We start from the raw sequence: 17,578 nt of genomic DNA on the forward strand, positions 1-17,578 counted from the left end.
ATGGATGGTAAAGAGTTATTTTTAATGGTTGAGGCAATCTCAAACGAAAAGAATATAACCAAAGATGATGTTATAGAGTCATTAGAAGAGGCGTTAGCTGTTGCAACAAAGAAGCGAAATAATATTGAAGTTCGTGTGGAGGTTGACAGACATACTGGTGAATTTAATACCTTTAGACAATGGCTAGTCATTGAGGATGGTGAAAAATTTGTTGATGATGATGGGGAAATGTTTGATCCAGAGCTCCATATTTACCAAGCAGATTCTAACGGCCTAGATATTGATGCTTTTGTTGAAGAGCCAATGGAGTCTCTAGAGTTTGGAAGAATTGCAGCTCAAGTTGCTAAACAGGTAATAATTCAAAAGGTTCGTGAAGCCGAAAGAACAGTTATTGTTGATAACTATACGCAGCGTGTTGGTGAAGTTGTTATGGTTACTGTCAAAAGAGTTGATAGAGGAAACGTTTTTGTAGATATGGGTGGTATTGATGGCATGATTTCAAAGTTTGATTTGATACCGAATGAGTCAATTAGAAAAAATGACCGTTTAAGGGCTTATATTAAAGAAGTTAAGTCTACTCCTCGTGGCGCGCAAATTTTTCTAAGCCGAACCGTCAATGATATGATGATCGAGCTTTTTGAGATGGAAGTACCAGAAATTAGTGAAGGAGTAATTGAAATTAAAGCTGGAGCAAGGGATCCAGGTCTTCGTTCAAAGCTTGCAGTCAAAGCAAAAGATAAGCGAATAGATCCTATTGGCTCGTGTATTGGTATGAGGGGTGCTCGTGTACAAGCAGTCTCAAATGAATTAAATGGAGAGAGAGTTGATATTATTCTTTGGGATGAAGACCCTGCCCAGTTTGTAATTAATGCAATGGCTCCAGCAGAAGTTAGTTCAATTGTAGTTGATGAAGAGAAAGGTTCTATGGACATTGCAGTTGAGGAGGATCAATTAGCACTTGCTATTGGTAGGGGTGGTCAAAATATTAAGCTGGCAAGTAGACTTACTGGGTGGAAGCTTAATGTAATGTCTATTAGCGATGCAGATGATATCCAGGCGAAAGAGCTACAGAAAACAGGCGAAAAGCTAGCAGAAAAACTTGGTGTTGATGCAGAAGTTGCTGCTGTCTTGATCGATGAGGGCTATACAAATCTTGATGAAATAGCTGAAGCTGAATCAGATGCATTATCCAAAATTGAAGAATTTGACTCTGATATGGTGGGTGAGCTTCAAGAAAGAGCTCAGGACGCACAGTTAGTTAAAGCGTTAACAGATGCAGAATCTACAGAAATCTTGCTTAGTGTTGAGGGTGTTGATGAGGCACTAGCAACTGTGCTTGTTGAAGCTGAAATTATTACAGTAGATGCTCTAGCTGAGTTATCAATTGTTGAGCTTTTGGAGATTCAAGATGTTGGAAATGATAGCGCTTCTGCTGTTATTATGGCAGCCAGAGAAAAAGAAGGCTGGTTTGACTAATTTTAATATAGGTATTTTAAGTATCAATAACTAGAATATATAGGCAAAAATATGGCACATACTGTAGAAAGTTTATCAAAATTACTCAAAAAAACACCTGACCAGGTTTTATCTATTTTATCTGGGGCAGGCATTTCAGGAAAATCAGCTGAATCGAATATTTCTGCAGATGAGCGGCAGGTTCTAATGTCTAGCTTGAGTAAGCGCTCCAGCACTAAGTCAAGTATTTCTGTTTCTAGGAAAACAACAAAACCTGCTTCTAATTCATCATCTTCTGGTGGTGTAAAAATTCAGGTAAAAAAGAAACGTGAAGTTCCTCAAGTTGCTCCAACTGAAAAGGTTGACGACGCTGCAATATTAAAAGCAAAAGCAGCTTTGGAGGCTGGAAGAATTGCCGAAGAAAAAGATGAGCAGCATGATGCGAAAAGAAATGATGTGGTTCGTCAGCAAAAAATTAAAAATGAAGAGCAGTTGGCTCAAAAAACACAAAAAGAATTAACCGAAAAGGAAGAGCAGGATAAAAAAGAGAAGGAAAAATTAGAGGCAGAAAAATCAAATGATTCAAAGAAGAGTCCTAAGAGACTAAGGGCTACTCCATCCCCAGCATCAAATAGAAAACAGCTTCACGTTGCTAGGCATAATCCAAATCGAAAACTTAAGAAAAAAGAAAGAACACATATTTCACAGAAAACTCAGGATGAGCAGGCGCAGCATGGCTTTCATATGCCAGTTGAGCCCGTAAAGCATGAAATTTTAATACCAGAAACTATTAAAATATCTGAGTTAGCGATCAAAATGACGACTAAAGCAGGTGAAGTGCTAAAGGTCATGATGGGTATGGGCGTTATGGCCACACTTAATGACGTAATCGATCAAGATACAGCGATGCTTGTGGTAGAGGAGATGGGGCATATACCTGTTGCAAGTAGTGAGGAGACAGTTGAAGATACTTTAGTTCAAGAGACATATGATGACGCAGACTCTACCCCAAGACCTCCAATAGTAACTATTATGGGTCATGTCGATCATGGAAAAACATCACTTCTAGACTATATTCGTAAGTCGAAAGTAGCCTCTTCTGAGGCTGGTGGAATTACTCAACATATCGGCGCATACCAAGTTGAGCAAAAGGGAAACTTAATTACCTTTATTGACACTCCAGGACATGCCGCATTTTCAAAAATGCGTCTTCGCGGAGCAACCGCAACTGATATTGTAATTCTTGTGGTCGCAGCAGATGACGGCGTTATGCCCCAAACCATTGAGTCTATTAAGCATGCTAAAGATTCAAATGTGCCTATTATTGTGGCCATTAATAAGATAGATAAAGAAGGTGCAGATCTTGATAAAGTGAAGCAAGTGCTTTCAACACATGACGTTATTTCTGATGAATGGGGCGGCGATGTTTTAATGGTTGGGGTTTCAGCACTCACAGGAGCAGGTGTTGATGAGCTTTTAGAAAGTATATCTTTAACGGCGGAAATGTCAGAAATTAAGGCTGTTGTTGATAAGCCAGCGAGTGGCGTGGTTCTTGAGGCTCGCTTAGATAAAGGACGCGGTAAAGTAACTACTATACTTGTTCAGTCAGGCACACTTAAGAAAGGTGACATTGTTATTGCGGGCCAAGAGTATGGAAAAGTTAAACAAATTATTGATGATAATGGTAAGCCAGTTAATAAGGCAGGACCATCAACACCAGTTGAAATTTTAGGTCTATCAGGTGTCCCAGACTCTGGAGCTGAGGTTCTTGTTGTGGCTAGTGAGCGTAAGGCAAGAGAGGTAGCAGACTTTAGAAAGTCAAAAGATAGAGAGTCCAAGCTTCAAAAGCAGCAAGCTGAAAAGATGGATAACTTCTTCGCCACTATGGAAGAGGGTGAAATTTCTACAGTTAATGTGATAATTAAATCAGATGTACGCGGCTCAGCACAGGCCTTGGTTGAGGCTTTAGAAGAGCTCTCAACTGATGAAGTTAAAGTAAAAGTTGTGTCTTCAGGCGTAGGAGCAATTAATAATACTGATATTTCTTTGGCCAGTGCTTCAGAAGCAGTTGTTTTTGGTTTTAACGTTAGAGCAGACTCTGTTGCTAAAAAGGCCGCTGATACTGAAGGTGTTAAAATTGAGTATTACAGTATTATTTATAATTTAATTGATGATATTAAAGCAATTATGGGTGGTTTACTAAGTCCAGAATTAAGTGAAAATATTATTGGAATTGCGGGCGTTAAAGATGTATTTAGATCACCTAAGTTTGGAGATATTGCGGGCTGTATGGTTGAAGAGGGAGTTGTAAGGAAAGATAGTCCAATTCGTGTATTGCGAGACAGTGTTGTAATTTATGAAGGTGAGCTAGAATCTCTAAGGCGCTTTAAAGATGATATAAAAGAAGTTAAGTCTGGTACTGAGTGTGGAATTGGAGTTTTAAATTACAAAGACGTTCAGCCTGGAGATCAAATTGAAGTATTTGAGCGTATAGAGCGCGCTAGAACATTATAGGACAGAGATTCTAAATGGCACAACAAATAAGTTTTAGGACCGAAAGAGTAAACGAACTTATTAAGCGTGAACTCGTCCTCTTGTTATCGAAAGAAACGAAAGATCCTAGGCTCCAAGAGGTTGTTATTACTGACGTCATTGTTACTCGTGATTTAACGAGTGCAAAAGTTTTTTTCTCAGTCGAAGAGCTTTCTCAGAAATCTGTCGCAGCTTTGCTTAATAAGGCGAGTGGTTTTTTTAGAAAATCTTTATCAAAAACTTTAGACTTAAGGCATACCCCATCACTAAACTTTATTTATGATACAGCTCCAAATGCTGGGGCTAGAATGGATGATCTCTTAAGTAAAATTTAAACCCATAAATAATGTCTAAACGCAAACCAAAAGGTAGAGACATCAACGGAGTTTTACTTCTTGATAAAGCTAGTGGCCACAGTTCCAATTCTGCCCTGCAAGATGTAAAACGATTGTTCGATGCTAATAAGGCTGGACATACTGGAAGTCTTGACCCTCTTGCAAGTGGACTCTTGCCAATCTGTTTAGGGCAAGCAACAAAAGTTGCACAGTTCTTGTTGAATGGCGATAAGCGCTATTTTGTGCGTGGTAAATTAGGCCAAATAAGCGACACGGGAGACTCAGATGGTCAGGTCGTTGATTTTGACTCCACAAAAGGAGTAAATGAGCAAGCCATCAAAAATGTTTTGTTAGATTTTGCAGGCAGTATCAATCAAGTTCCACCAATGTACTCTGCACTTAAGAGAAACGGAACGCCTCTTTATAAACTTGCAAGAAAAGGCATTGAGGTTGAAAGAGAAGCCAGGCCAGTTACAATTCATGAGATAAAGTTCCAAGGCTTTGAAGAGGAAATTTTAAGCCTAGAAGTTTCGTGTTCAAAAGGCACGTATATTCGAACCTTGATTGAAGATATAGGAGAATCGTTAGGGTGTGGTGGGCATGTTATTGAGCTAAGAAGAGTTGGATTCACTCATTTTGATATATCCCAAGCTAGAACTTTTGAGGAGCTAGTGAAACTAAAAAATAAAGGTTTAAGCGAACTTGATTCAACTCTTCTTTGTGCGGATGACATGCTGCCAAACCTTAAAGGGCTTTATTTGGATGCTAAACAAACACTTGATATTAAACATGGAAGAAAGGTTCAGTTTCCTGGTCTAGATGTTGGGCAAAAAATTAAGCTTTATGACGAAAAAAAACAGTTTATTGGTATTGGTGAGAATAATGTTTTATCTGAAGTTTGGCCTAAAAGGGTTTTTGTTTGAGAGGAAAATTTTTCAAGCTTAGTGTTTAAAAGGAGTAGTTATGAAAGTTTTAATAATAGGCTCTGGTGGCCGTGAACATGCGCTAGCTTGGCAGTGCTCTTTATTTGATGAAGTAGAACATGTATTTGTAGCACCTGGAAATGCTGGCACAGACTTAGAGAAAAAAATATCAAATATTAAGATAGATCCTGAAAATATCTCAGCACTAATTTCGTTTGCTAAAAGTGAGTTTATAGACATTACAATTGTAGGCCCAGAGGCTCCTTTAGTTATGGGGGTGGTTGATAATTTCCAAGATGAAGGCCTGGCAATATTTGGACCTTCAAAACTAGCATCTCAATTAGAGGGATCAAAAGCATTCTCTAAGGATTTTATGCATAGAAACAATATCCCAACAGCATTTTATAAGGTCTTCACTGAATCTAAGCTTGCAATTAAATATGTCAAGGAGATAGGCACGCCTATCGTTATAAAGGCGGATGGACTAGCTGCTGGAAAAGGGGTAATTATTGCAAATACTCTAAATGAAGCCACACTTGCAATTAATGATATGCTTGAAGGAAATCGATTTGGAGAGGCTGGATCAAGAGTAGTAATTGAAGAATTTTTAATGGGTGAAGAGGCTAGCTTTATCGTCATGGTTGATGGCATTAATATACTACCAATGGCTACATCACAAGATCACAAGGCAAGAGATAATGGCGATAAGGGGCCGAATACTGGCGGCATGGGGGCATACTCTCCTGCGCCAATAGTAAGCCCTTCGGTTTTTGAAGATGCCATGGAAAAAGTTATTAAACCAACTGTTGAAGCAATGAAGGCTGAGGGGATGCCATACTCAGGTTTTCTTTATGCGGGCCTGATGATTGATAATAAAGGCATGACAAAAGTGCTTGAGTATAACTGCAGATTTGGAGACCCTGAAACGCAGCCTATCATGATGCGTTTGAAATCTAATTTAGCTCAATTATGTATTTCTGCAACTCAAGGTAACCTGGATGAAGTTTCGGCTGAATGGGATGAGAGAACATCTTTGGGCATTGTAATGGCTGCAGATGGTTACCCAGATTCGTATAAAAAAGGAGAAGTAATTAATCTCCCTTTAGAGGTGGCTGGCTCCAAAATATTTCACGCTGGAACAAGGTTGGATGCAGGTAATATTAACAGTAATGGTGGGCGAGTTCTTTGCGCAACTGCATTAGGCGCAGATATTAAAGAGGCACAAGAAAAAGCTTATCGGCTTATTAATTCAGTTAGTTGGGAAGGGGGCTACTTTAGAACTGATATTGGCTTTAAAGGTATAGAGGGTGCTTAACATTATTGGCGTAGATGAAGCTGGAAGAGGCCCTTTAGTAGGGAGTGTTGTGGCAGCAGCAGTAATTTTTCCTGTTAATTTTTATATTGAGGGTCTCACTGACTCTAAGAAATTAACAGAAAAAAAACGTGAAGATTTCTACCGCCAGATTACTAACCAGTGCTTTTGGTCAGTGGCTGAGGCTAGCAGCATTGAAATTGATGAGATCAATATATTGCAAGCAACAATGCTTGCGATGACAAGAGCAATAAATAGTTTACAGCACCAGCTGTTAAGTCAAAATCAAGATGAGATATTTCAAGTTCTTGTTGATGGAAATCGTTGTCCAGATGTTGATAATTGCCGTGCAATAGTCAAAGGAGATTTGACTGAGCCCGTTATTTCGGCTGCATCAGTTATTGCAAAGGTTACAAGAGACAGGCAAATGAAGGAATTAGATTTAAGATTTCCTAAATACGGGTTTAAAAATCACAAGGGGTATGGCACGAAAGAGCATCTTATTGCCTTATCTAATCACGGCCCAATTGATGGGCAGCATCGATTTACTTTTAGGCCAATAAAAAATCTTTAGTTTGAGTTTAGTTCGTTGATTTGATTCTGCAGGTCATTTTGAGCAGCTTCAAGTTCCGCTTGTTTTAACTTGAGTGCAGCTTTTTTTTCTGCCTCCTCTCTTTTCTTATTATCTCTTTCAATTTCTTCTGCAGGCCTGACCAAAAGGTAATTGAAAAGCTTGACAACTTTTTTAACATTTTTAGCCCTACTAGCTATATTAGTAGCATGCTCTGCCTCTCTTTTTGTTACAGCTCCCATTAAGTAGACAACTCCCGCTTCAGTAAGTACTGAAATATGAGTTGGGTGGAATACCTCTTGATCTAAGAATAGGGCCTCAATTTGTACAGAAATGACGGCATCTTTAGCACGGCTTAAATAGCTACTATTTGGCAGCACTTCAACTTGATTAATAAGCTGGCCATTACTAGGAGTTTGAATCTTAACCAACTCATCTAAATAATTTTTAAGCTCATCACTTGACACTTCACCTGTCATCAATATAGACTTGTTATAAACATTAAAGTTAATATGTGATTTATCAAGTGCTGAATCTTTGCTGACTATGTTTCCTAAATTTATATAGAGAGTTTTATCATCTATAATTTCACCCATTGTGCGACGATCATTTGACATTGTTGCAACAGTAGTTACAGCTGCAGCACCCTGAACTATTGGTGAACAAGAGCTCAAAAAAGTGGATGAGATGAGGAGCACAGACACGATAATTATTTTTTTCATTTGCTCCTTATCCCTAGTTAGTAAAAAATTTAAAAGTAGACATTGCTTCATTTTAATGCAGAATTAGTATTTTTTTAAGCTAACTACATAGATAAGTTTTCATAATAGACTTGCTTATTAAAGCATAATGGTATGAATATTTATTAAGACATTAGTATGGTAGGAAAGCTTTTTATTGTTGCAACTCCAATTGGTAATTTGAATGATATTACTTATAGGGCAATCGAAACACTAAAGAATGTTGATAAAGTTTTAGCTGAAGATACGAGACATAGCAAAAAATTATTTGCACACTTTGAAATTTCAACGCCACTAAAAGCTTTTCATGAGCACAATGAGCGAGAGAAGACTGAATCTATTATTTCGGAGCTAAATTCGGGTAATTCAGTTGCACTTATAAGTGATGCTGGAACTCCTTTGATAAGTGATCCAGGCTATTTTTTAGTTTCACAAGCAAAAAAAGAAGGGATTGAGGTTGTACCTATCCCAGGACCTAGTGCAATAATTACAGCCCTTTCAGCTTCTGGCTTAGCAAGCAATAGCTTTTCTTTTTTTGGATTTCTGCCTTCAAAAAAAATTGCAAGAATTAAATATCTTCAGAATAAAACTGCCCTTAATGAGACAATTATTTTCTACGAGTCGCCTAAGCGAATATTGGCAACTTTAACGGACATGTTGGAAGTATTTGGAAATGAGCGCAAGGTCTGTCTTGCTAAAGAGCTGACCAAATCCTTTGAAACAATCCGCACTGACATAATAGAGAATGTAATCGAATACCTTGCTGCTGATTTAGCGCATCAAAAAGGTGAATTTGTAATACTAATATCTTCAGCTGATAAAATAGATCTTGTTGATGCTGAAAACCAATTAGGGAAAATTTTGCCAATCCTTTGCGCTGAAATGGGCGCATCAAAAGCGGCAAAATTGGCTGCTAAAATTACTGGTATCGATAAAAAGCATTGCTACAATAAGGCTATAGAGTTATGAATAATTTTTACAAACATCACATTTTTTTCTGCAACAATATTCGACAAGATGGGAAGCAGTGCTGCTCAGAAAACGGCGCGAAAGAGCTTTATCGTTATGCTAAAGACCAATGTCGCGCGAATTCTACATTGGGCAAAGGCCAATTTGGTGTTAGTGAATCTCGTTGTTTAGGCCGCTGTGAGAATGGACCCGTTGCAGTTGTTTATCCTGATAACATTTGGTATCAATACATAGATGAAGAGGATATTGAAGAGATTCTTACATCTCACTTAGAGGGTGGCAAGGTAGTTGAGCGATTAGTAATTAAATAGGTTTAGTTATTTCTCAAGTCGATTAATGCCCTCAAGGATATATGGGTATAAGTTACTCGCTATTATCTTGATCCCTCTTTTATTAGGGTGCTTATAATCGGCCTGCAAGTTCTTCTTTTCTAAAGCAACATCTTTAAGTAAAAAAGGCATAAAAATTAAGTCATATTTGGTAGCAAGTTGAGGATAAATTCCATCAAATTTAATTTTATAATCTGGCCCCATACTTTCAGGAGATTGCATTCCAGCGAGTATTACAATCGAGTTACTTTGATTAAACTTTGTGATTATTGAGTCAAGGTTCTCCATTGTCAACAATGGATTAAGTCCCCTTAACATATCATTTGCACCAAGGCAAACAACCACTATGTTTGGCTTATCTCCAAGAGACCAGTCCACTCTGGAGAGGCCATTTTTAGAAGTGTTTCCAGAAATACTAGCATTAATAACGCTGACTGTAAAATTGCTATCTTCAAAATTACGCGTGAGCTCTGAGGCTAAATTCTCGTTTTGAGATAGCCCATATCCAGCCATCAGGCTGTCTCCATAGAGCATAATTTTTATAGGGTTTTCAGCGTAAGCACCGGTAAATAAAAATATGCATATTAAGCCAATAAATAGTGCTTTTAGCTTTAGTTTTTTTGAGATAATCATTGCCCGAATTTTATATTAGATTAAGCGATGAGTGAAGCTATACAGTTCAATAATGTTTCGTTAAATTACGGCTCTAAAAACGATGTAGTAGAAGTTTTAAAGCGTATCAATTTTTCAGTAAACAGTAAAGAGATTATTTCTATTGTTGGACCAAGTGGTTCAGGAAAAACATCAATCATTATGCTTGCTTCAGGCCTTGAAACTGCTACTGAAGGTTCAATTAAGATTAATAATGAAGAAATTGTTGGGCTGAAAGAAGACAAACTTTCAGAAGTTAGAAGAAAAAATATTGGCATTGTTTTTCAATCCTTCTATTTAATTCCTAACCTTACCGCTATTGAGAATGTTTTATTATCGCTCGAGGCAAATCAAAAATATAATCAAGACGACGATGCTAAAGCATTGCTTGCAGAGTTTGGTCTTTACCATAGGCTCAATCATCTTCCAAGTGAACTTTCTGGTGGTGAGCAACAAAGAGTTGCCATTGCGCGCGCGCTAATCAATAAGCCTAAAATTATTCTGGCAGATGAGCCCACTGGAAATTTAGATAGTGCTAATTCAGAAAGTATGATGGATCTGCTTTTTAATTACACCAAAAAAAGTAAAACCTCACTAGTCATGGTAACCCATGACAATTCAATAGCTGAGCGATGCGATCGTATTATTGAAATTAAGGACGGTCAAATTGTTTGATATTCAGCAACTGCGCTTAATTAATAAGTATGCAATAAGAGATTTTTCTAGAAGCTATAAAAAATTATGGGTTGTCGCGAGCACCCTTTTTATTAGTTTACTCTTGCTTTCTCTGACGTTCTCCGTCAAGGAGGCTTTGAATAATGAAATTGAAGCAAACTCTAAAGAGTTATTAGGTGGCGACATTCAAATTACAAGTGGTATTGACCCGTTACCTAGTTTAGTGTTTGAAGAGTTAAAGGATCTAGGTAAAGTTAGCTCAACAATTGAGCTTGCAACCATGGTTTCAAAAAAAGGTCAGTCGCCTGTGTTTTCTGAGCTTCGGGCAGTAGATGATAACTACCCACTTTATGGCGAGATTATTACAACACCTCAGGGCGCTGCTGAAAAAATATTTTTAAATACAGAAAAGCCAACTGTTTTAATTAACGAGAGCATTCAAAACTTACTCCAAGTTGAGATTGGTGATGATGTTGTAATTATGGGTAAAAGTTTTAACGTAGGCGGTTTGGTTTTATCCGTTCCAGATCTTGCAGAGCGAGCTGTTTTTGGCGAATTTGCAATAATTAGTAAGTCAAGTTATGATCAATTTGGACTGAGCTCAGCTGGAAGTTTTCTTGATCATGAGTACCGGCTGAAGTTTAGTAATTCTAATGAAGAAGGCGAGCAAACTCGATTGGCTAAATCAATTATTGCCTATGATGATAGTATTGAAACTAGACTTCCAGGTGAGAGTGGGCGAAGTTTAAATAGGATAATTGATAACTTTTCTAACTTTTTAAATTTAGTGTCAGTAAGCGCAATGATAATTGCGGGCATTGGAATCAGCAACACCTTGCTTTCTTTCGTTAACCAAAGAAATACTAGTATTGCGGTTAAAAAATCGATCGGTTTTTCTTCGAATTTTATTCAACTCATGTACTTTTATGAAATTATTCTAATATTAATAGGCACATCAATTATTGCCTATTTATTTGGGGTTTTTAGCCCTTTGTTGGCGAACGAATTTCTACCAAAGTCTTTAGGCATTGATCTTCAGCCAACTGTCAGCTTGATAGGCTATCTAAATATTTTTTTCATTGGCTTATTAGTTGTTTTGATTTTTTCAATACCATCACTGTATTCAATCAGTGAGATCAAAGCAGTTGCTTTGTTTCGTAATACTTTTCAGCCGGTAAGTCTAAACTTCTCTTTAAAGAATATTATTTTACTGGCGATTCTGGTTACAATTTTGACCACTTATTTTGTTCTTCAGACTGAGCAAAAATATTACACAGTCCTATACTTTTTAGCATTTTTTATTACGATGCTTATATTTTATGGCGTTTCTAAACTGTTAATTTTCTTTCTTAGAAGGTTTCACAAATTTTCTAATAATGGATATAGGATTGCGTACAGGAATATTGTTGCAAAAAAATCACTTGCACCGATCATGACAATATCTTTAGGTATAGGTTTAACACTTCTTCTCACTTTGAGTTTTGTAGCCAATAATTTAAAAAAAGAAATATCAGATAGCATTCCATCGATGGCGCCAGATTTATTTTTTGTGAGCATCGATAGAGATATTAAAAGTGACTTAGAGTCTTTTATTAAAAATATGGATCCCAATGTAGCGCTTGAATTTAGCCCAATGGCGAGTGCTTCATTTATCTCCCTAAATGGAACGCCTATAGAAGAGCTTGTTTCAGAAAACAATAGATCTGCATGGGTTGTTAGGGGCGATAGGCGGATCTCATGGGCAGAAAAACCAAAGCCAGATAACCCAATTATTGAGGGTGAATGGTGGGAACCTGGTAATGAAAATGAGATGTTCATTTCCATGGACAGTAGAGCTGCTTATGACCTAGGCATGAAGATAAATGACAAGATTACACTGAATATATTGGGTAGGGATGTCACTGGAACTTTAAAGAATTTTAGAGAGGTTGATTACCGGGATATTTCTGTTAACTTTGCAATTATTATTAATAAAGCTTTTGCTAAAAAGCTTCCTTATGAATATATTGGAACGCTTAAGTCAGACTTATCCTCTAATGATATTCTGGCCCTTGTTGTCGAGAGGTTTCCTAACGTATCAGCTATAAAAGTTGATAGGATTTTGTCTCAAATTAGCGGGGTATTAAATAAAATATTTATAGCCGTAACTGGAATATCTTTAATTGTTATTGTGATTGGTTTGATTGTAATTGTCAGCGCAGTCATGGTTCAAACAACATTTAGAAGATACAATAATTTGATTTACAAAATATTAGGTGTGGATTTTCCAACGATACTTAAAGCAATGACGATAGAGTTTGCTGTTATATACTTCACCTTGATTTTCTTTGCACTATCAGTTGCCGTCTTGGGGTCATATCTTGTTGTTGAGAATACCCTTCAGCTAACTTGGAAATTTGATTTAGGGCTGACGCTTTGGATTTTATTGACAACTGCAACAGTATCTTTTGTACTTATTTTGATAGCAAATAAAAGTATCTTTAGCCCCAAGGTATATCCACTTATTCGTAATGAGTAATTGTTAGAGCTAGAAGTAATTTAAGTACTAGATAAGTCCAAGTAGTCGTTGATTAAGGGTGTTTACTTTATCCTTTAGCTCACTTATTTTTGAGTTATTTTCAATAACATCCGTAGGAATATAATTATTTAATTGAAGGCGTTTTTCTCGACTTGATTGAGAAAGCAGCATTATTTTTGCTTTTTCTTTATCAATATTGTCTCTAGACATTAGTCGTATCAACTGCGTTTCGGTTTCACAATCTACAACTATAGCTCTATCGAATGGCCCCCATAGTTCTTTTTCTACTAGGAGAGGTATTACTACAATCATAATCCCTTCTCTACAATCATCCATTGAAGAGTGCATTTTCTGGAGTATCTTTGGATGAAGTATCTGCTCAATTTGCGCTCTATTTCTTCCTTTCTTAAAGAGCTCATCACGAAGATTTTTACGATCAAGGGTTCCATCAGACAGAAGTATTGATTTTCCAAAAGCCTCTACGAGTTCTTTTAGGCCATCTGATCCTGGTAATACAACTTCCCGAGAAATAATGTCTAGGTCAATGATATAACAACCATGAATTTCTAATAAGTCACTTACTAGAGTTTTTCCTGAAGCTATTCCCCCTGTAAGGGCAATTTTAAGAACTTTCTTTTCCATTAAAATTAAGTTAAGTGCATGAAAGTAACTAAATTTTATATTGAATTCAAGCTGATACTGGAAGAATGATAATAATATGGTGCTTATTTGCTGGTTTAGCTTGACTTTTTCAAGAAAAATTTCGATAATAGGCGCTCTTTTTGGTTATGTAGCTCAGCTGGTTAGAGCACAGCATTCATAATGCTGGGGTCGGTGGTTCAAGTCCACCCATAACCACCATATACTATAAGACTTTTAGCCTTTTCACTTAAATCAAAATAACGCTTGGGTACACATTGGGTACACATTAGAACAGATTTCAACCCTTAATTCATCGCCCTTCTTAGTTGCTAATAATTATATATTTACTAATTGTTTTATAATTAATACGCCTTAACCAGTGGTTTAGAGAGCATACAACCAGTGGTTTAGATAAATACTATTAAAAAACTACCATCATTCGCATATATATTCAGACTTTGAAGGTACAGGGGACCCCCTGCCAGTATCGGCTACATACATATAATACCTCCCTCACACATCAAACGAAATTTGGACTTTAGTTCAAGTCAGAAATCATCTAATACCACCTAACCATTCCAATAATTCCTGCTGTTGCGTAAAAGAACTGAAGAAAAAGTATCCCCTTATGCCTTCCTAGGTAAGCCCAATATCCAATTGAAAAGGCTGACACTAACAATAAAAGAAAGCCAGTAAATTCGACTCCAATATTTAATGCCACCATCATTGAATACATTATTGCTGTCACAACACCAAACCATTCTAAAACTTTACTTTTCATAATGCTACCCCTGAGTTTGCTTATTCACTTGTATTTGCCAAAGTCTCGCATATTGGCCATTGAGATCAAGCAACTGTTGATGTTTGCCTTGCTCGACAATAGTGCTATTACCAAGCACAATAATTTGATCAGCATCGACGATGGTGGAAAGGCGATGAGCAATTACCAATGTTGTATGCTTATGGGCTAAACTGGCTAACGCCTTTTGTACCATTTTCTCCGAATACGAATCAAGCGCCGAAGTTGCCTCATCAAAAATCAATATTGGTGGATTTTTTAACAGCACTCGTGCAATTGCAAGGCGCTGCTTTTCACCGCCTGAGAGTTTTAAGCCTCTCTCACCAACCAATGTGTCATAACCTTGCGGCAAGGAGTCAATAAAGCTGTCAATAAAACTGAGCTTTGCTGCGTGTTTAACTTCAGCTTCGGTTGCACCCGCATGACCGTAAGCAATATTGTAATAAATGCTTTCATTAAACATAACCGGATCTTGAGGCACTACTCCCATAACGCCACGAACCGAATCTTGGGTGAATTGTTTAATGTCTTGCTGGTCAATGCATATCTCACCGCTAGAAATATCATAAAAACGAAAGAGCAGCTTTGCAAGTGTTGATTTACCGGCACCAGAAGGACCAACAATCGCTACTTTTTGTCCCGGTTTAAGAACAAAGTTAATATTGCTTAGCACCTCTTGTTTTCCTGCATAAGCAAAAGAAACATTGTTAAATTTAACCTCGCCTTGAGTAACTTTTAGCTCTGCCGCATCTGCAATATCATTGACTTTAGAGGAGCGATCCAATAGGTCAAACATATTATTCATATCAATAAAATTATGTTTAATTTGACGATAAATAATACCTAAACCACCAAGTGGAATAAAGAGCTGTAAAAGTAGTGCTTGAATCATAATAAGATCACCCAAGCTAAGAGTTTTATCAACTACACCTTGAGCTGCCATAATCAAAACAATAGTTACACCGATAGCAATTACTGCGCCTTGGACAAAATTAAGCGCTGTCATAGAAGTAAAGCTTTTAGTGGCAAGATTCTCCCAGCGCTGCATCGTCTCACCGTAACGATCGACTTCAAATTTTTCTTGATTAAAGTATTTAACGGTCTCGTAATTAATCAAACTATCGACCGCATTGGTATTGGCCTCAGATTGCATATCGTTCATTTGGTAACGATACTTCATCCGCCAAGTAGTGATAGCCAATGTTAACGTAACATAGAAGAACACAGTCAATAAAGAGACACCAGCAAAAAGAAGGTCGTAATTTAGCCATAAAATGCCGATTACTAAACATATTTCAAATAATGAAGGCAAAATATTAAAGACAAAAATGGAGAGTAAGGTGGAGACACTTAGTGTACCCCGGTCAATATCACGAGTAATACCGCCAATGCGACGATCCAAATGAAAAGATAAATCCAAAGTATGTAAATGCCTAAAGACGCCAAGTGCAATTAAATTCATAGCATGATAACGAACTTTGGCAAAAATGGCATCACGAAGCTCATTAAATAGTGAGCTTAACAGTCGTAAAAGACCGTAAGCTAGCAACATTCCAAGTGGCAACACCAAAACTAAATTCGTCTTATCAAGTCCATCAACAATCTCTTTAAGCGCAAGTGGAACAGCAACATTAGCCAATTTTGCTAACATTAAAAAACTAACAGCCCAAATAACACGGGCTCGCATTTTAAGTAAATACGGCAAGAGCTTTTTTAAAACCTTGATATCTCTGGTTTTAAAATCGTAAGCCTTAGTTTGGTTACTGCTTGAACTCATTGAGTGTCGCTTTAGTTATAAAAGACTAAAAAAACAACATTATCATGTTTATTTGACTATTGATGGAGATATTATCCCCCTCAGTTATTCAAAGAAGGTTTGACTTGATTAGTGGTATAAATATTTATCTAAAAAACTCCTAATCTACACCTACACTCTAACCTATTATTTATAATTGGCATAATGATAAAAAAATACTTGTTTTTATTCTTAATTAGTCTTTCAAGTCTTTCCTATGCAAATTATTTGGATGATTGGACGGATGAGGATCTCTGCAGATGGATGGATGCAGCTTTAATTCCTGAGCATATTTCAGAAGAGATTTATACGAGAAAGACTATATGCCTTAACGATTCTGAGGCTATTGAGTTAACAAGTCAAGCCACCTATATGAGTGAAAATGGTACTGTTTTTCCTTCACCTAAGCCTTCTGTAAAAGCAAATATGGGTAGTGGTTTGCGTTTTAGATTCGCCTATAAGATAACTTTATGAAGAAACCTCGACTATGAGCTGGTGGACATCAGTTTTAGGCGGGGCGTTAGGCTATATGATTGGTGGCCCACTTGGTGCGATGCTTGGTGTTGCATTCGCGGGTAACCTTTCAAAAGGTAAGTCTAATTTCCGTGGATCTGCTTCAGATTATCGGCCTGGTGATCAACAGCGCGTTCAAGCAGCATTTTTTAGTAGTGTATTTTCAGTTATGGGCTACATTGCCAAAGTAGATGGCAAGGTATCAAAGTCTGAAATACTTCTAGCTCAGCAAGTTATGCAGCACATGCAGCTATCAGAAGATATGCAAAAAGCTGCAAAAGAGCTATTTAATCAAGGTAAACACAAAGATTTTAAACTAGACGAAGTGCTTGAACAGTTTCGCACCGAATGTCATAGGCGTACCCACCTATTCCGGATGTTTTTAGAGATTCAAATTCAAGCTACCTATGCAGATGGTGTGTTCGATGATAAAGAGTATGATGCCCTTAAATATATTGCTCAAAAACTGCGCTTCCCTATTCATGAACTAGAGCAACTTATTCAGCAGTTTTCTGTTGTGAGTAACAACTCCAGCAAACTAACAATTGATGATGCATACTTAATACTAGGTGCTGATAAAAACTTAACTGATAAGGAGCTTAAAACAGCTTATAGGCGATTATTATCTCAGCATCACCCAGATAAGTTAGTTGCTAAAGGCCTGCCTGAAGAAATGACAAAGATGGCGAATGAAAAAACCCAGGAAATTATTAGTGCTTATGAGCTGATAAAAAAACATCGAGGCTCTAGTTAACTGTATCTCAATTATTGTTGTAGAGTTAATAATTATTCATATTAGGTTTTAATATCATTTAAAAA

17 protein-coding genes and 1 tRNA gene are annotated in these 17,578 nt (G+C 37.2%); 13 read left to right on the forward strand and 5 right to left on the reverse strand.

Features of this window, described 5'->3' with window-relative positions; all coding sequences use genetic code 11:
• The 6 genes from nusA to ABXT49_RS00340 are packed head-to-tail and all read left to right on the forward strand — an operon-like array spanning window position 1 to window position 7,131.
• Complete coding sequence (gene nusA / locus ABXT49_RS00315) at window positions 1-1,476, forward strand: transcription termination factor NusA (protein ID WP_416652171.1); 1,476 nt, start codon at window positions 1-3, stop codon at window positions 1,474-1,476.
• Window positions 1,477-1,527: 51 nt separating this feature from the next.
• On the forward strand, window positions 1,528-3,969 hold the full coding sequence (gene infB, locus ABXT49_RS00320; protein ID WP_416652172.1) for a translation initiation factor IF-2: 2,442 nt from the start codon (window positions 1,528-1,530) through the stop codon (window positions 3,967-3,969).
• 14 nt (window positions 3,970-3,983) lie between these two features.
• The gene (rbfA, locus tag ABXT49_RS00325) at window positions 3,984-4,322 is read left to right on the forward strand and encodes a 30S ribosome-binding factor RbfA (protein ID WP_271541843.1); all 339 of its coding nucleotides are present in this window, start codon (window positions 3,984-3,986) and stop codon (window positions 4,320-4,322) included.
• 11 nt (window positions 4,323-4,333) lie between these two features.
• Window positions 4,334-5,245 carry a tRNA pseudouridine(55) synthase TruB gene (gene truB, locus ABXT49_RS00330; protein WP_416652174.1) on the forward strand — a complete coding sequence of 304 codons (912 nt, stop codon included), beginning with the start codon at window positions 4,334-4,336 and terminating at the stop codon, window positions 5,243-5,245.
• Window positions 5,246-5,285: 40 nt separating this feature from the next.
• Complete coding sequence (gene purD, locus ABXT49_RS00335) at window positions 5,286-6,560, forward strand: phosphoribosylamine--glycine ligase (RefSeq protein ID WP_416652176.1); 1,275 nt, start codon at window positions 5,286-5,288, stop codon at window positions 6,558-6,560.
• Window positions 6,553-7,131: a ribonuclease HII gene (locus ABXT49_RS00340; protein ID WP_416652178.1), complete on the forward strand. Its 579-nt coding sequence runs from the start codon at window positions 6,553-6,555 to the stop codon at window positions 7,129-7,131. Before purD ends, ABXT49_RS00340 begins: the two co-directional genes overlap by 8 nt.
• Here the strand turns inward: ABXT49_RS00340 and ABXT49_RS00345 are convergent.
• Window positions 7,128-7,850 (reverse strand): BON domain-containing protein, encoded by a 723-nt coding sequence (locus ABXT49_RS00345; protein WP_416652179.1) that lies wholly within the window; start codon window positions 7,848-7,850, stop codon window positions 7,128-7,130. The two genes, ABXT49_RS00340 and ABXT49_RS00345, sit on opposite strands and share 4 nt — an antisense overlap.
• A gap of 156 nt (window positions 7,851-8,006) precedes the next feature.
• On the opposite strand from ABXT49_RS00345, the gene rsmI reads away from it, so the two are divergent.
• Together rsmI and ABXT49_RS00355 are read left to right on the forward strand one after the other, a co-directional pair.
• Entirely contained in the window at window positions 8,007-8,837 is an 831-nt protein-coding gene (gene rsmI / locus ABXT49_RS00350) for a 16S rRNA (cytidine(1402)-2'-O)-methyltransferase (RefSeq protein ID WP_416652180.1), read from the forward strand.
• Window positions 8,834-9,148, forward strand: coding sequence for a (2Fe-2S) ferredoxin domain-containing protein (locus ABXT49_RS00355; RefSeq protein ID WP_416652182.1), 315 nt, complete (start codon window positions 8,834-8,836; stop codon window positions 9,146-9,148). The genes rsmI and ABXT49_RS00355 overlap by 4 nt, the downstream gene beginning before the upstream one ends.
• Before the next feature lie 6 nt (window positions 9,149-9,154).
• On the opposite strand, the gene ABXT49_RS00360 is transcribed toward ABXT49_RS00355, so the two are convergent.
• The gene (locus ABXT49_RS00360; RefSeq protein WP_416652184.1) at window positions 9,155-9,799 is read right to left on the reverse strand and encodes an arylesterase; all 645 of its coding nucleotides are present in this window, start codon (window positions 9,797-9,799) and stop codon (window positions 9,155-9,157) included.
• Window positions 9,800-9,826: 27 nt separating this feature from the next.
• Between ABXT49_RS00360 and ABXT49_RS00365 the strand changes: the two genes are divergently transcribed.
• Window positions 9,827-10,492, forward strand: coding sequence for an ABC transporter ATP-binding protein (locus ABXT49_RS00365; RefSeq protein ID WP_416652187.1), 666 nt, complete (start codon window positions 9,827-9,829; stop codon window positions 10,490-10,492).
• Between the two features lie 136 nt (window positions 10,493-10,628).
• A complete protein-coding gene (locus tag ABXT49_RS00370) occupies window positions 10,629-13,010 on the forward strand; it encodes an ABC transporter permease (RefSeq protein WP_416652189.1) in 2,382 nt (793 codons plus the stop codon).
• A 27-nt stretch (window positions 13,011-13,037) separates the two neighbouring features.
• Here ABXT49_RS00370 and coaE read toward each other — a convergent pair whose 3' ends face one another.
• The gene (gene coaE, locus ABXT49_RS00375; protein WP_416652190.1) at window positions 13,038-13,652 is read right to left on the reverse strand and encodes a dephospho-CoA kinase; all 615 of its coding nucleotides are present in this window, start codon (window positions 13,650-13,652) and stop codon (window positions 13,038-13,040) included.
• Window positions 13,653-13,794: 142 nt separating this feature from the next.
• Between coaE and ABXT49_RS00380 the strand changes: the two genes are divergently transcribed.
• Window positions 13,795-13,871 (forward strand) — tRNA-Met (locus tag ABXT49_RS00380).
• Between the two features lie 340 nt (window positions 13,872-14,211).
• On the opposite strand, the gene ABXT49_RS00385 is transcribed toward ABXT49_RS00380, so the two are convergent.
• Window positions 14,212-14,433: a hypothetical protein gene (locus tag ABXT49_RS00385; RefSeq protein WP_271541667.1), complete on the reverse strand. Its 222-nt coding sequence runs from the start codon at window positions 14,431-14,433 to the stop codon at window positions 14,212-14,214.
• A 4-nt stretch (window positions 14,434-14,437) separates the two neighbouring features.
• Window positions 14,438-16,228: an ABCB family ABC transporter ATP-binding protein/permease gene (locus ABXT49_RS00390; RefSeq protein WP_416652192.1), complete on the reverse strand. Its 1,791-nt coding sequence runs from the start codon at window positions 16,226-16,228 to the stop codon at window positions 14,438-14,440.
• 183 nt (window positions 16,229-16,411) lie between these two features.
• Between ABXT49_RS00390 and ABXT49_RS00395 the strand changes: the two genes are divergently transcribed.
• Together ABXT49_RS00395 and djlA are read left to right on the forward strand one after the other, a co-directional pair.
• Complete coding sequence (locus ABXT49_RS00395; protein ID WP_416652194.1) at window positions 16,412-16,720, forward strand: hypothetical protein; 309 nt, start codon at window positions 16,412-16,414, stop codon at window positions 16,718-16,720.
• A gap of 13 nt (window positions 16,721-16,733) precedes the next feature.
• On the forward strand, window positions 16,734-17,513 hold the full coding sequence (gene djlA / locus ABXT49_RS00400) for a co-chaperone DjlA (protein ID WP_416652196.1): 780 nt from the start codon (window positions 16,734-16,736) through the stop codon (window positions 17,511-17,513).
• The last annotated feature ends 65 nt before the right edge of the window (window positions 17,514-17,578 follow it).

Origin of the sequence: Candidatus Pseudothioglobus sp. Uisw_086 (assembly GCF_048085745.1) — a bacterium.
Lineage (GTDB): Bacteria > Pseudomonadota > Gammaproteobacteria > PS1 > Pseudothioglobaceae > Pseudothioglobus.

Excerpts from the sequence above, each read along its gene's own strand:
- ABXT49_RS00390 (WP_416652192.1), bottom strand. The coding sequence starts at position 16,228 with ATGAGTTCAAGCAGTAACCAAACTAAGGCTTACGATTTTAAAACCAGA.
- rbfA (WP_271541843.1), top strand. The coding sequence starts at position 3,984 with ATGGCACAACAAATAAGTTTTAGGACCGAAAGAGTAAACGAACTTATT.
- ABXT49_RS00355 (WP_416652182.1), top strand. The coding sequence starts at position 8,834 with ATGAATAATTTTTACAAACATCACATTTTTTTCTGCAACAATATTCGA.
- purD (WP_416652176.1), top strand. The coding sequence starts at position 5,286 with ATGAAAGTTTTAATAATAGGCTCTGGTGGCCGTGAACATGCGCTAGCT.
- ABXT49_RS00345 (WP_416652179.1), bottom strand. The coding sequence starts at position 7,850 with ATGAAAAAAATAATTATCGTGTCTGTGCTCCTCATCTCATCCACTTTT.
- ABXT49_RS00360 (WP_416652184.1), bottom strand. The coding sequence starts at position 9,799 with ATGATTATCTCAAAAAAACTAAAGCTAAAAGCACTATTTATTGGCTTA.
- coaE (WP_416652190.1), bottom strand. The coding sequence starts at position 13,652 with ATGGAAAAGAAAGTTCTTAAAATTGCCCTTACAGGGGGAATAGCTTCA.
- infB (WP_416652172.1), top strand. The coding sequence starts at position 1,528 with ATGGCACATACTGTAGAAAGTTTATCAAAATTACTCAAAAAAACACCT.
- ABXT49_RS00385 (WP_271541667.1), bottom strand. The coding sequence starts at position 14,433 with ATGAAAAGTAAAGTTTTAGAATGGTTTGGTGTTGTGACAGCAATAATG.
- truB (WP_416652174.1), top strand. The coding sequence starts at position 4,334 with ATGTCTAAACGCAAACCAAAAGGTAGAGACATCAACGGAGTTTTACTT.
- rsmI (WP_416652180.1), top strand. The coding sequence starts at position 8,007 with ATGGTAGGAAAGCTTTTTATTGTTGCAACTCCAATTGGTAATTTGAAT.
- ABXT49_RS00395 (WP_416652194.1), top strand. The coding sequence starts at position 16,412 with ATGATAAAAAAATACTTGTTTTTATTCTTAATTAGTCTTTCAAGTCTT.
- nusA (WP_416652171.1), top strand. The coding sequence starts at position 1 with ATGGATGGTAAAGAGTTATTTTTAATGGTTGAGGCAATCTCAAACGAA.
- djlA (WP_416652196.1), top strand. The coding sequence starts at position 16,734 with ATGAGCTGGTGGACATCAGTTTTAGGCGGGGCGTTAGGCTATATGATT.
- ABXT49_RS00365 (WP_416652187.1), top strand. The coding sequence starts at position 9,827 with ATGAGTGAAGCTATACAGTTCAATAATGTTTCGTTAAATTACGGCTCT.